Source organism: Candidatus Delongbacteria bacterium, from assembly GCA_041675285.1.
Taxonomy (GTDB): Bacteria; CAIWAD01; CAIWAD01; order CAIWAD01; family CAIWAD01; genus CAIWAD01.
In genome coordinates, this window is the sequence record JBAYTZ010000002.1 from 389605 (window position 1) to 402322 (window position 12718).

The following is a 12718-nucleotide window of genomic DNA, read 5'->3' on the forward strand; positions in this document are numbered from 1 at the left end:
CGTTTTCATCACGGTTCACGATTTCTAGCACTGGAATGAATCCGCATGTTTGAAAAGATCGGCGAAATCCTGGTCCGCAAGGGGTACGTCACCCCGGATCAGGTCCGGCAAGCCATCAGCCAGAACTACATGGGCAAGCGCATCGGTCAGGTCATGCTGGACCTGAACCTGCTCAGCGAGGACCAGTTGGTGGAGGGATTGGCCGAGCAGTTGGGCGTGGACTGGGTCTCCTCGGAGCGCATCCTGCTGGCGGACGACGACGCGCTGATCAAGGTCAGCGAGGAGTTTGCCAAGGCCAACCGCGCGGTGCCCATCAGCATCGAGAACGGCGTGCTGGTGGTGGCCATGGCCGACACCGACGACCTGGTGGTGCTGGACGGGCTCAAGCGCTCCGTGACCATGCCCATCCAGGCCCGGCTGGGCGGCGAACGCACCATCGACGAAGCCGTGGACCGGCTCTACACCAAGATCCGGCGCTCGACGGAAATCCACGACACCATCTCGAAGATGGAGTTCGTGGCAGATCCCGACGCGGACGACAAGGAAGGCGGGCTGGAAGTCGAGCGCGACCTGGCGGACAGCCCGGTGGTGCGCCTGGTGAACCAGATGTTCACCCAGGCCATCCAGGAGCGCGCCACGGACATCCACGTGGAGCCGCAGGAGAACGTGCTGCGCATCCGCTACCGCATCGACGGCGTGCTGATGGAAGCCATGAGCATTCCCATCACCAGCCACGCGGGCATCGTCAGCCGCATCAAGATCATCTCCAAACTCAACATCGCCGAGCGGCGCCTGACCCAGGACGGCCGTCTTTCCATCAAGACCCAGGACCGGTTGGTGGACGTCCGCGTGAGCATCCTGCCCACGGTCTTCGGCGAAAAGGTCGTGCTGCGTCTGTTGGACAAGTCGGGCTTCATGTTCAGCCTGCGCAACCTGGGCTTCAACGACGACGACCACGTCAAATTCAGCCACTGGATCACCCAGCCCTACGGCATGGTGATCATCTCCGGCCCCACGGGCTCGGGCAAGTCCACCACCCTGTACGCCGCGCTGAGCGAGGTGCGTTCCATCACCTCGAACATCACCACGGTGGAAGACCCGGTGGAGTATCAGGTGGAGGGCATCAACCAGGTGCAGGTGCGGGAGAAGATCGGCCTGACCTTCGCCGCCTCGCTGCGCTCCATCCTGCGCCAGGACCCGGACACCCTGCTGATCGGTGAAATCCGTGACCAGGAGACGGCGGACATCGCGATCAAGTTCGCCCTGACCGGCCACCTGGTCTTCACCACCCTGCACGCCAACGACGCGCCCTCCACCATCACGCGCTACATCGACCTAGGCGTCCCGCCCTTCCTGGTGGGCAGCTGCCTGAACCTGGTGATGGCCCAGCGCCTGGTGCGCCGGATCTGCTCCCACTGCAAGGAGGAGAAGATCTCCACGCCCGAGGATTGGCTGGCCATCCACGAGGATCCGGACAAGTTCACGGGCAAGCCGATCTACGTCGGCAAGGGCTGTCCGCATTGCCGCAATTCCGGCTATCGCGGCCGGACCGGCATCTTCGAGGTGCTGGAAGTCCGGCAGGACATCCGCAAGCTGATCTATGAGGCGGCCAGCCAGGAGCGCATCCGCGAGGTGGCCATCAAGGAGCATGGCATGATCTCCCTGCGCTACGCGGGCCTGAGTCGCGCCATGAACGGAATCACGACGCTGGCGGAAGTGAAGCGTGCCACGGTGGAAGACTTCTAGGAAGGTCTGAATGCCGAAATACAACTATGTGATCCGCAACGCCGCCGGGCAGCGGGTGGAATCCTCGCTGACGGCCGCCACCTTCGACGCCGCCCTGGAAGTGGTGAAGAACCAGGGCACCTTGATCCAGCTCAAAGAGGTCAAGGCCGATCAGGTGCAGCGCGTGACCGTGCTGGACAAGATCAACGCGGCCATGGAGAACCTGAAGAACCACGTGCCGCTCAAGGTCATGGTCTTCTTCACGCGTCAGCTCTCCACCATGTTCTCCGCCGGCCTGACCCTGGAGAAGGCCATCGGCAACCTGGCCCGGGAGGAGCGCAACAAGAAGTTCAAGCGCACCCTGATGGGCGTCCACATGGAGATCAAGCAGGGTCTGCAGCTCTCCGACGCCATGGCCCACTACCCGTACCACTTCAATAGCCTCTACGTCGCGCTGACCAAGGCCGGCGAGGTGTCGGGCTCGCTGCACACCGTGCTGCAGGACATGGCGGACTACCTGGAGACCGTGGAAGACACGCGCCAGGAAGTCAAGGGCGCCATGTACTACCCGATCTTCATGTTCGGCTTCCTGCTGGTGGTGGTGTTCATCCTGCTGTGGAAGATCATTCCCCAGTTCACGGACATCTACACCCAGCTGGGGGCGACCCTGCCCGCTCCCACGCGCCTGATGGTGACGCTCTCCGACATCATCGCGCAGAACTTCTTCATCTCGGTCTTCGGCATCCTGTTCGTCTCGTTCTGGCTCTGGGTGCTGACCCTGACGGATCGCGGCGAACTGGTGCTGGACCAGATGCTGCTCAAGCTGCCCGTCTTCGGCGGCCTGATCCACGACAGCGTGATGAACAAGTTTGCCAAGACCCTGGGCATCCTGTTCGGCTCGGGCGTCACGGTGACCGAAGCGCTGAAACTGGTGCAGGGTGTGGTGGGCAACGCCGTGGTCTCCCGCGGCGTGGGCGACCTGCAGGAGATGCTCAAGGAGGGCTACTCGCTCTCCAACGCCATGATCAAGACCAGCATTTTCCCGCCCACCCTGATTCAGCTCACCCAAACGGGTGAAGAAACGGGCGAGCTGGACACGCTGCTCAAAAAGGCGGCGGAGTTCTACCAGAAGCAGGTGGAATCGGTGATCACGCGCTTGACCAGTCTGATCGAGCCCATGATGATCATCGGCATCGGTGTGGTCATCGCCACCATCGTGGTGGTGATTTACCTGCCGGTCTTCGAGTTCGGTCAAGCCGTGCAGCAGCTGGGCTACTAAGCCCCGCGGACGACGACGACCAGGGGTCGGAGCTTGCTCCGGCCCCTTTTCTTTGGGCCAGTGGTGTCAGGCACCGTGCCAGAGCACCTCGCGTGAGGAGACCGGATGGAGACTCTTGTTCTGTTGACCCCGTGGTGGCTGGCTCTGTTGCTGGGGCTGGCGCTGGGCAGTTTCAACAACGTGTTGATCCACCGGGTGCCCCAAGGGCGCAGCCTGGTGCGGCCGGGGTCCTCCTGTCCGTCCTGCGGCCGGCTCATCCGGCCCTGGGAGAACGTGCCGATCGTAAGCTGGCTCGGCCTGCGCGGGCGCTGCGCGGGCTGCGGCTGGCGCATTCCCCTCCGCTATCCGCTGGTGGAGCTGGCGACGGCGCTGACGGCCCTCAGCGTGGCCTGGCGCGTGCCGCTGGGCTGGTCGTGGCTGGTCTGGCTGCCGGCCCTGGCGCTGCTCGTGGCCCTGGCGGTGATCGATCTGGACTGCCGCCGCCTGCCCAACCCGCTGACCGCGGCCCTGGGAGCGCTGGGCGGATTGGGCCTGCTTCTCAGCGCCAGCGGCCTGGCCGGCGCGGAGAGCCGCCTGCCCGCTGTGACGGACGCGCTGCTGGGGGTGCTGGCGGGAGGCGGCCTGCTCTGGGGCTTCGCCTGGCTGGGCTGGCTGCTCTTCAAGCGCGAAGGCATGGGCGCCGGCGACGTGAAACTGATGGCCGCGCTGGGCCTGCTGCTGGGCTGGCAGTCCACGCTGCTGGCCATCTTCCTGGCCTCGCTGGGCGGCAGCATCGGGGGCCTGCTGCTCCGGCGGCGCGGCGTGGAGCTGGCCTTCGGCCCCTGGCTGGCCCTGGGCAGCTGGTTGGCCCTGCTGCAGGGGCCGGAGTGGATCCGGGCCTATCTGGACTGGGCATTGGGCCTGTAGCCGACCGGCGGGCCGGGCGCTGGCGGAGGCCTGCCGGGCTGCGTACCTTGAGCCCGCCCGGGATCCCCAACGAAAGGTCGACCATGTACGCACGCATCCTGCCCTTGCTCCTGCTGCTGGCCCTGGGGACGGCCGGCGCCCAGGTCCTGCTGCCGGATCACGTCCCTGTGGGCGGCCGCGCGCCGCTGCAGACGGGCGAGACCATCACCCTGGCCCCCACCCGGGTCTTCCTGGCGCCGTCCTTCGCGGACTCCTCCCACTCCCTCAAGCAGGACCGCAAGGCCAAGGTGCTGGGGGTCCAGGGCGGGTTCTACCACCTGGAGCTGGAGGCGCAGGACGCCCAGCCCCGGCGGCGCGTCTGGGTCTACCGCAGCGAGCTGGAGGTCCGCTCGAGCGGGACGAGCGGCCGGGCCGCGGCGCTGCCCGCGGAGCTGGCCCGGGGCTTGGCCAGCCGGCCACCGGCGGCGGGCGACACCCTGAGCCTGGCCGGTCCGTTGCTCTATGCGCAACAGGACCTGCTGGGCGAGCATCAGGTGCTGCCCGGGCGCCAGGTTCTGACGGTGCTGGCCCCGGAGAGCCGCCAGGGCTTTCTGCAGGTGAGGAGCGCCGCCGGGACCCGCGGCTGGCTGCACCGGGCGGAACTGCCGGAAGAGCGCCGGAAAGCCCGGTGAACCCACACGAGATCTTCCTGGACATGGCCCTGCGCGAGGCGCGCCGGGCGGCCGAGCTGGGCGAGGTGCCTGTGGGCGCCGTGATCGTCCACCAGGGCCAGGTGATCGGCCGCGGCCACAATCGCACCGAGAGCCTGCAGGATCCCACGGCCCACGCCGAAGTGCTGGCCATCACCGCCGCGGCCAACCAGCTGGGTTCCTGGCGCCTGGAGGCCTGCACGCTCTATGTCACGCTGGAACCCTGCACCATGTGCGGCGGCGCCTGCGTGCTGGCGCGGATTCCACTCGTGGTGTTCGGCGCCTGGGATCCCAAGGCCGGGGCCTGCGGCAGCGTCCACAACGTGGTCCAGCGCCCGGAGCTGAATCACCGGGTGGAACTGCTGGGGGGAGTGCGCGAGCTCGAGTGCGGCGAGCTGCTGCGGCAGTTTTTTCGGGAGCGCCGGGCGGAGGCCCGCCTGGCCAGGACACGCGAACAACCGGAGGTGCAGCATGATCGTGACGACGACCCCGAGTATTGAAGGCCAGCCCATCGCCCGCTACCTGGGCATCGTGACGGGCGAGGCCATCCTGGGCGCCAACATCATCCAGGACTTTTTCGCCAACATCCGCGACATCGTGGGCGGGCGCTCCCAGGCCTATGAGAAGGAGCTGCAGAAGGCGCGCGAAGTGGCCCTGCGCGAGCTGGAGGAGCAGGCCCGGGCCAAGGGCGCGGATGCCGTGGTGGGCGTCGATCTGGACTATGAAGTGGTGGGCAATTCGGGCAGCATGCTGATGGTGAGCGTGAGCGGGACCGCCGTGGCCTTCCGTTGAGCGTGGCCGGGCGTGGACGGTGTTCGGGAAAGTGAAGAGCTGCGCCCTCCCACCCCCCCCACCCGCCCAAAGGCGTTGGGGAGCGCCGGCTGAACAGAAATTTGGCCTATTCAGGTTCCCCGCAAAGTGGAGACCCGGGGCCAATTTTTCCCGCTGTCGTCACGTCGCCTGGACCCGGGCTTCCTGTCCTTCCCGCGCCCCGCACCTTGTGTCTGGCGTGGCGGACAGACCGGCACAGCTTGGCTCCGGCTGCCTCGTGTGTTACGTTGCTGCCCGTTCGACCCGGCCGGACGCCGGTATTTGGTTGTTCGTGGTTCATCCAGCGCCCGCCGGCTCCGACGAACCCGTTGACCAGCCTCCCGGAGGAGTGCGAGAGTGGTTGAATCGGACGGACTCGAAATCCGTTGTGTGCTTAACTGTGCACCGTGGGTTCGAATCCCACCTCCTCCGCTCAGGCCCCGCTTCGGCGGGGCCTTTTCTATCCCGACTACGCCAGCACGTGTCAATCTTGACCGCCAATGGAGGGGCCGATGCAAAGCCGCGACTTGCTGCGCGTCATCCAATCGTTCCTGAGTGAGCGCTTCAACCTGGGCGAAGACCGCCTGCCGGAGGAGGAGGTCGGCGCCCTCATCCGCAAAGGCGTGGAGTTTCGCGGCTTCAATGTGTGGGTGTTGGTCTGCGCCATCATTGTGGCTTCCATCGGACTGAACGTGAACTCCACGGCCGTCATCATCGGCGCCATGCTCATCTCCCCGTTGATGGGGCCGATCATGGGCATCGGTCTGGCGGTGGGCATCCTCGACTGGCCCCTCTACAAGAAGTCGCTCAAGAACTTCCTGGTGATGGTGACCATCAGCCTGGCCGCTTCCACGCTCTACTTCCTGATCACGCCCCTCTCCGCCGCACGCAGCGAACTGTTGGCGCGCACCACACCCGCCATCTGGGACGTGGGCATCGCGCTGTTCGGCGGCATGGCCGGCATCGTGGCCATGAACAGCCGCGAACGGGGCAACGTGCTGCCCGGCGTGGCCATCGCCACGGCCCTGATGCCGCCCCTCTGCACCGCGGGCTACGGGCTGGCCACGGCCCAGTGGACCTATCTGGCGGGCGCGCTCTACCTCTTCTTCATCAACACCGTCTTCATCAGCCTGGGCACGCTGGCGGTAACGCGCGTACTGCGCTTCCGGCACGTGACACTCACCGATCCCCGCCTGCTGGGCCGGGTCCGGCGGGTGATCTGGGCCGTGGTACTGGTCACCGTGCTGCCCAGCCTGTTTCTGGCCTGGAACATGGTGCGGGCCAGTCTGCGCGAACAGAGCCTGGAGCAGTTCCTGACCCGCGAATTCCAGTTCCCGGGCACGCGCGTGCTGGCCTGGGAAATGGATGTGCGCGCACGGCCGCCGCGCCTGGACGTGATGCTGGTGGGTCAGCCCCTCTCGCCCGAAGTGAAGGAGCTGCTGCGGGCCCGGCGGGGCGTCTACCAGTTGCAGGAGATCGAGCTGGTCTTTCACCAGGAGGGGGCGCGGCTGGACGACGGCTTGCTGGCCGGCCGCGACGCCGGCCCCGTCCAGCGCCTGCCGGAGGCCGGCGGCCTGCTGGAGTCCCGCCTGCGGCAGGTGGAGACGGAGCTGGGCTTCTGGCGGCCCGACCGGCAGGAATCCGCCCGCCTGCTGCGCGAGGCCCGGGCCATCCAGCCCGGGTTGCAGGACCTGATCCTGGCACCGGCCCTCCGCGTCCAGACCGAACCTGCGGATACCGTGCTGCTGGCCCACGTGGTCAGCACCAAGGGGCTCACCGCCCAAGAGCAGGACCGGCTGCGGACGTGGCTGGGCGAGCGGCTCGGGCAGCGCACCGTGCTCCTGCGCACGGAACCCTGAGAGGGGCCGGGCAGGGTCGGCTTTCTTTCCCTGTCGCCGGTCTTTCGCTACACTGGCCGAGCCTGTTTCCGTCCACGGGCCGACGTGTCCGGGTCCCTCGCCCGGCCTTCCACCGCTTCCCAATCCGGGGGTCTCATGCCGGTCTCCCTTGCCCAGGTCGCCCTGGGGTCGCTCACTCTCAGCGCCGGGCAGATCACGGTCTTCTGCACCATCGTGCTGATGGTGGTCCTGCTCTTCTACTTCTACCAGCGGATCAAGCGCGATCCCGGCTCCCTGTTCATCCGGCGCATCGCGGGCATCGACGCCATCGAGGAGGCCGTGGGCCGCTGCACGGAGATGGGCCGGCCCATCCTCTACGTGCCGGGCATCGAGGACATGCAGGACATCCAGACCATCGCCTCCATGCTGATCCTGGGGAAAGTGGCCGAGACCGCGGCCCGCTACAAGACCGAGATCTTCGTGCCCTGCCGCATTCCCTTCGTCATGAGCGTGGCCGAGGAGATGGTGCGCCAGGGCTTCTATAACGCGGGCGTGCCGGAAGACCACCGGCCGGGCAACATCAGTTTCATCTCCGACGAGCAGTTCGCCTACACGGCGGGCGTCAACGGGATCATGCTGCGCGAGCGGCCGGCCGCCAACCTGCTGCTGGGGCGCTTCTTCGCCGAATCGCTGATCCTCTCGGAGACGGGTTTCGAGGCCAAGGCCATCCAGGTGGCGGGAACGGCGGAAGTCACCCAGCTGCCCTTCTTCATCGCGGCCTGCGACTACACGCTGATCGGCGAGGAGCTGTTCGCCGCCTCGGCCTACCTGAGCCGCGACCCCAAGCTGCTCTCCAATCTCAAGGCCACGGACTGGTACAAGATCGTCTGCATCGCCGTGATGCTGCTGGGCTCCCTCTTGGTCACCCTGGACTCCCTGGGCTGGCTGGAGGGCGCCGGGCGCTTCCGGGACTGGTTCCTGATTCAATAAGCCCGGCAAGCGCGCCCGCAGCCCCGAGGAGTCCACACCGAGATGAAAAAAGAAATCCCGCTGATCATCGCCTTCCTGCTGGGCACCTGGATGATCCTGGAGAATTTCCTGACGGGAATCCCCTGGGTCAGCACCACCAAGGAGGCCATCACCAACGGCGGCATCGTGATCATGGCCTTCACCTACGTGCTGGGCATTTACAGCATCGTCTCGGTGAACGTGGCCCGCATCAAGCGCGGCCAGGACGTGGTGCCCAAGATCGCCCTGCTGGCCGCCCTGGCCCTGATGGTGGGGCTGGGCTTCTGGCGCGGCATCGCCGAGGGCTCGCCCTTCAACTGGCTCTACCTGAACCTCTACGTGCCGCTCCAGGCCACCATGTTCAGCCTGCTGGCCTTCTACATCGCCAGCGCGGCCTTCCGCGCCTTCCGGGCCCGCAGCCTGGAGGCCACGCTGCTGCTGGGCTGCGCCACGCTGGTGATGATCGGGCGCATTCCGGTGGGGGAGAAGATCTGGAGCGGCCTGCCCGGCATCAGCGACTGGATCATGAATTTCCCCAACCTGGCGGGCAAGCGCGCGATCATGATCGGCGCCTCGCTGGGGGCCATCTCCACCGGCCTGCGCGTGATCCTGGGCCTGGAGCGCAGCTACCTGGGAGGTGAGTGATGAACGCCCTCCTGCGCGGCCTGCAGCGCTTCCTGGCCCTGGACCGGCGCTGGATCTTCCTTTTGATGGCGCTCTGCATCCTCACGCCGCTGATCGTGCCCTTCGGCCTGCCCTTCAGCACGGATCCCGCGGTGCAGAACCTCTACCAGGCCATCGAGGACCTGGACGAGGGCAGCGTGGTGCTGGTCTCGTGCGACTACGATCCGGGCTCCAAGCCCGAGCTGCAGCCCTTCAGCGAGGCCCTGTTCCGCCACCTCTTCCGCCGCAAGCTGAAGGTTGTGGTGAGCTGCCTGTGGGCCGGCGCCCCGCCCCTGGTCAACCAGGCCATCGAGCAGGCCCTGCAGGCCGAGGAGATCAAGCCGCTGGGTCTTAAGGATAAAATCGACTACGTCAATCTGGGCTACAAGGACGGCCGCCAGCTGGCCATGCTGGGGATGGGCGAGAACATCCACGCCACCTTTCCGCAGAGCTACGACGGCACGCCCGTGTCACAAATCCCCTTGATGCAGAGCCTGCGCAAACTGGGGGACAGCGACCTGTTCGTGAACGTCTCGGGCGGCAGCCCGGGCACCAAGGAGTGGGTGGAGACGGCCCAGGGCCGCTTCGGGCTGAAGATGGTGGCCGCCTGCACGGCCGTGATGGCGCCGGACAACATCCCCTACTACGAGGCCGGCCAGCTGGCCGGACTGGCGGGCGGCATGAAGGGCAGCGCGGACTATGAGCAGCTGGTGGGCGTGCCCGGGCTGGCCACGCGCGGCATGGACGCCCAGAGTTTCGGGCACCTGTTGATCATCGCCTTCATCGCGCTGGGCAACGTGGCCTACTTCATGACCCGCGGGAGGAGAAACTGATGGGCGCGCTCTTCTCCGTGGAGGTCCTGGGGGCCTTCCTGGTCTGCTTCTCGACGCTGATGATCTTCAGCTTCCTCTACAAGGACAACCCCTTCTACAAGTTCGCCGAGCATGTTTTCGTGGGCGTCTCCACGGGCTACGGCGTGGTGCTGGTCTGGTTCCAGATCCTCAAGCCCAACCTGATCAACCGCCTGCTGCCCCCCGTGGACGCGGTGCGGCAGCAGCTCTTCCGCGCGGGCCAGCTGGCGCCCGAGGCCTACCCGGACCAGCCTGTCAGCCTGCTGGAGCGGCTGGCCCACGGGCAGTTCATCTACTACGTGTTCCTGGCCCTGGGCATCCTGATGCTGTTCAAGATCAGCCGCAAGCTGCACTGGCTGAGCCGCTGGCCGCTGGCCTACGTGATCGGCGCCTTCGCCGGGATCCAGATCATCCAGGCCGCCCAGGGCGCGCTGGTGCCGCAGCTGGAAGCCACCATGAAGGACTTCTCCGGCAAGGAGACGGTGGTGACGGCCATGGAGTCGGCGGGCGTGCTGCCGGAAGGCGAAATGGGCGCGCGCCGCCAGGCCCAGGCGGACTGGATCGCCGACTGGCTGCAGGCGCTGGGGGAGGATTCCAGCCGCGCCGCCGCCGCCGGACGGGCCTGGCAGGGGGAGCTGGAGCAGCGCCTCAACGGGCTCGCAGGGTTGGCCGACATTGAAGCGCCGGAGTCCCGGGTGCGCGAGGGCTTCAAGGCCATGCGCGTGGGTCAGGCCCAGGTGGTGGGCGCGGACGCGGAGTTCGAGCGCCTGCTCTGTGCCGGGCTGGGCGGCACGCCCGTGGAGGAGAGCCTGCCCGTCCCGGGCCAGCTGCCCACGGAGGAGCTGGCGCCCTGGCAGGACCGGCTGCTGCTGGTGGCCACGCGCGTCTGGCTGGAGTCGCCCGCCGGTCGCGCGGGTCTGGCGGAAGCCTGCGGCCCCTACCTCGATCTGGCGCCCGCCGTCGCCGCGGAGGCCCTGGCCTTCCCGGCGGGCCGTCCGCCCCTGGTCCAGTTGCTGAAGAGCGAGGCCTTTCCCGCGGAGCGCCAGCCCGATTGGAGCCTGCCCGTCACGCGCCGGCTGGCGGATTCGCTCTTGAGCGAAGTCAATCCGCGGCCCGTGCTGCTGGGCGAGTGGAAGGCCGAGCAGGTGCGGAACCTGCTGGAGCGGCTGGCCCCGCTGGACGGCGGCTACCGGGCCGAGCTCGAGGCCCGGCTGGCGGTCTTCGCCGGACTGCCGGACTCCACGCGGCGGGCGGCGAGCACGGCCTTCCTGACCTACTGGCGCGCGGGCGTGCTGCGCGAACTGCGTCTGCTGCGCCAGGGCTGGCTGCTGCACACCATCGCGCTGCATACCAGTCCAGACAGGGTGACGCCCTACACGCGGCCCCAGCTGGACGCCTTCCGGCGGGATCCGGCGGGCTTCCTCAAGCCCTACGGCGTGACGGGGAGCTCCACCCGGATGCGCGTGGACATGCTGGTGGAGATCCTCTCCAACCTGCTGGTGGTGATCGGCGTCTGCGCGGGCGTGTTCTACTTCTTCTTCTCCAAGAAGCACACGGGCGCGCTGGGCGTGGTCTCCAAGGTGGGCATCGCCTTCCTGATGATGAGTTTCGGCGCCAGTTTCGGCTACACGGTGATGGGCCGCATCAGCCTGGCAATCGGCCGTTTCCAGGATCTGCTGGCCTGGCCCGTGATGGCCGGCACGGCCCTGCTGGTGCTGATCGTGGCCCTCTATCTGGAGAGCCGCCGGGCGAAGGCGTAGGGCGGTCACGAAGTCCACGAAGTCGGAAGAAGGGCACGAAGGGCCAGAGCATGAGAGAACTGGATTGTCTGTTGGCAAGCGAACAATTGACGCATGGCATGGATGATGCCGCAATGATCCGATCCTCAACTCGATTCTTCTCTTCGTGTGCTTCTCCGGCCTTCGTGCTCTTCGTGACCTCTGGAGCGGAGGCCGCATGAGGCTGCTGGTCACCGGCGGGGCGGGATTCATCGGCTGCAACTTCATCCGCTGGCTGCGCGAGCGGCACCCGGAGCACGCCGTCGTCAACCTGGACGCGCTGACCTACGCCGGCTGCCGCGCCAGTCTGGCGGAGCTGGAAGGCCGGGAGGGCTACGAGTTCGTCCACGGGGACATCCAGGACGCGGGGCTGGTGAATTCCCTGCTGGAGCGCGTGGATGGCCTGATCAACTTCGCGGCCGAGAGCCACGTGGACCGCAGCATCGACGATCCCGACGTCTTCCTGCGCACCAACATCCTGGGGCTGCGCGTGCTGCTGGACGGCCTGCGCGCCCAGCTGGCCCGGGGCCGGCGTCTGCGCCTGCTGCAGGTGTCCACGGACGAGGTCTACGGCGACCTGGGCGAGGGCGGCGGGCGCTTCACGGAAGAGACGCCGCTGGCGCCCTCCAGTCCCTACAGCGCCAGCAAGGCGGCGGGCGACCTGCTGCTGCAGGCCTGGCGCCGCACCTTCGGCGTGGAGGCCGTGCTCACGCGCTGCAGCAACAACTACGGGCCTTACCAGTTTCCCGAGAAGCTGATCCCGCTGATGATCTGGAAGGCCGCGCGCGACGAAGAGCTGCCCGTCTACGGCCAGGGCCTCAACGTGCGCGACTGGCTCTACGTGGAGGACCACGCGGAGGCGCTCTGGACCGTCTTCACCCGCGCGACGGACGGCGCCGTCTACAACGTGGGCGGCGACAACGAGTGGCGAAACATCGAGATCGTCAAGCTGCTGCTGCGCAAGCTGGGCAAACCCGAGCGCTTGATCCGCTTCGTGGGCGACCGCCCGGGCCACGACCTGCGCTACGCCATCGACGCCGGGCGGCTGGAGCGCGAGCTGGGCTGGCGCCCGCGCGTGAACTTCGAGGACGGCTTGGCCCGCACCCTGGACTGGTATTCCAACAACACGGCCTGGACCGACGCCCTGCGTCGGCGCGTGGCCGCCAGCTGA

12 protein-coding genes and 1 tRNA gene are annotated in these 12718 nt (G+C 67.3%); all 13 read left to right on the plus strand.

The annotated features are described in order from the left end of the window. Positions 1 to 45 precede the first annotated feature (45 nt). The gene (locus tag WC326_03430; GenBank protein ID MFA7330107.1) at positions 46 to 1746 is read left to right on the plus strand and encodes an ATPase, T2SS/T4P/T4SS family; all 1701 of its coding nucleotides are present in this window, start codon (positions 46 to 48) and stop codon (positions 1744 to 1746) included. 10 nt (positions 1747 to 1756) lie between these two features. Beyond that, a complete protein-coding gene (locus WC326_03435) occupies positions 1757 to 3004 on the plus strand; it encodes a type II secretion system F family protein (GenBank protein ID MFA7330108.1) in 1248 nt (415 codons plus the stop codon). 105 nt (positions 3005 to 3109) lie between these two features. Next, positions 3110 to 3910 carry a prepilin peptidase gene (locus tag WC326_03440; GenBank protein MFA7330109.1) on the plus strand — a complete coding sequence of 267 codons (801 nt, stop codon included), beginning with the start codon at positions 3110 to 3112 and terminating at the stop codon, positions 3908 to 3910. 83 nt (positions 3911 to 3993) lie between these two features. Continuing rightward, on the plus strand, positions 3994 to 4581 hold the full coding sequence (locus WC326_03445) for a hypothetical protein (protein MFA7330110.1): 588 nt from the start codon (positions 3994 to 3996) through the stop codon (positions 4579 to 4581). Beyond that, positions 4578 to 5099, plus strand: coding sequence for a tRNA adenosine(34) deaminase TadA (gene tadA, locus WC326_03450; protein ID MFA7330111.1), 522 nt, complete (start codon positions 4578 to 4580; stop codon positions 5097 to 5099). The genes WC326_03445 and tadA overlap by 4 nt, the downstream gene beginning before the upstream one ends. Beyond that, positions 5071 to 5391 (plus strand): heavy metal-binding domain-containing protein, encoded by a 321-nt coding sequence (locus tag WC326_03455; protein ID MFA7330112.1) that lies wholly within the window; start codon positions 5071 to 5073, stop codon positions 5389 to 5391. The genes tadA and WC326_03455 overlap by 29 nt, the downstream gene beginning before the upstream one ends. Before the next feature lie 361 nt (positions 5392 to 5752). Then, positions 5753 to 5841: transfer RNA gene (locus WC326_03460), tRNA-Ser, on the plus strand. An 80-nt stretch (positions 5842 to 5921) separates the two neighbouring features. Continuing rightward, the gene (locus WC326_03465) at positions 5922 to 7268 is read left to right on the plus strand and encodes a TIGR00341 family protein (protein MFA7330113.1); all 1347 of its coding nucleotides are present in this window, start codon (positions 5922 to 5924) and stop codon (positions 7266 to 7268) included. A 135-nt stretch (positions 7269 to 7403) separates the two neighbouring features. Further along, positions 7404 to 8237 (plus strand): DUF6754 domain-containing protein, encoded by an 834-nt coding sequence (locus WC326_03470; protein MFA7330114.1) that lies wholly within the window; start codon positions 7404 to 7406, stop codon positions 8235 to 8237. Between the two features lie 42 nt (positions 8238 to 8279). Further along, positions 8280 to 8900 (plus strand): hypothetical protein, encoded by a 621-nt coding sequence (locus tag WC326_03475; GenBank protein MFA7330115.1) that lies wholly within the window; start codon positions 8280 to 8282, stop codon positions 8898 to 8900. Next, the gene (locus WC326_03480) at positions 8900 to 9751 is read left to right on the plus strand and encodes a hypothetical protein (protein ID MFA7330116.1); all 852 of its coding nucleotides are present in this window, start codon (positions 8900 to 8902) and stop codon (positions 9749 to 9751) included. Before WC326_03475 ends, WC326_03480 begins: the two co-directional genes overlap by 1 nt. Continuing rightward, positions 9751 to 11529, plus strand: coding sequence for a hypothetical protein (locus WC326_03485; GenBank protein MFA7330117.1), 1779 nt, complete (start codon positions 9751 to 9753; stop codon positions 11527 to 11529). Before WC326_03480 ends, WC326_03485 begins: the two co-directional genes overlap by 1 nt. A gap of 196 nt (positions 11530 to 11725) precedes the next feature. Further along, entirely contained in the window at positions 11726 to 12718 is a 993-nt protein-coding gene (gene rfbB / locus WC326_03490) for a dTDP-glucose 4,6-dehydratase (GenBank protein ID MFA7330118.1), read from the plus strand.

Excerpts from the sequence above, each read along its gene's own strand:
- WC326_03445 (MFA7330110.1), top strand. The coding sequence starts at position 3,994 with ATGTACGCACGCATCCTGCCCTTGCTCCTGCTGCTGGCCCTGGGGACG.
- WC326_03475 (MFA7330115.1), top strand. The coding sequence starts at position 8,280 with ATGAAAAAAGAAATCCCGCTGATCATCGCCTTCCTGCTGGGCACCTGG.
- rfbB (MFA7330118.1), top strand. The coding sequence starts at position 11,726 with ATGAGGCTGCTGGTCACCGGCGGGGCGGGATTCATCGGCTGCAACTTC.
- WC326_03480 (MFA7330116.1), top strand. The coding sequence starts at position 8,900 with ATGAACGCCCTCCTGCGCGGCCTGCAGCGCTTCCTGGCCCTGGACCGG.
- WC326_03430 (MFA7330107.1), top strand. The coding sequence starts at position 46 with ATGTTTGAAAAGATCGGCGAAATCCTGGTCCGCAAGGGGTACGTCACC.
- WC326_03435 (MFA7330108.1), top strand. The coding sequence starts at position 1,757 with ATGCCGAAATACAACTATGTGATCCGCAACGCCGCCGGGCAGCGGGTG.
- WC326_03465 (MFA7330113.1), top strand. The coding sequence starts at position 5,922 with ATGCAAAGCCGCGACTTGCTGCGCGTCATCCAATCGTTCCTGAGTGAG.
- WC326_03470 (MFA7330114.1), top strand. The coding sequence starts at position 7,404 with ATGCCGGTCTCCCTTGCCCAGGTCGCCCTGGGGTCGCTCACTCTCAGC.
- WC326_03455 (MFA7330112.1), top strand. The coding sequence starts at position 5,071 with ATGATCGTGACGACGACCCCGAGTATTGAAGGCCAGCCCATCGCCCGC.
- WC326_03485 (MFA7330117.1), top strand. The coding sequence starts at position 9,751 with ATGGGCGCGCTCTTCTCCGTGGAGGTCCTGGGGGCCTTCCTGGTCTGC.
- WC326_03440 (MFA7330109.1), top strand. The coding sequence starts at position 3,110 with ATGGAGACTCTTGTTCTGTTGACCCCGTGGTGGCTGGCTCTGTTGCTG.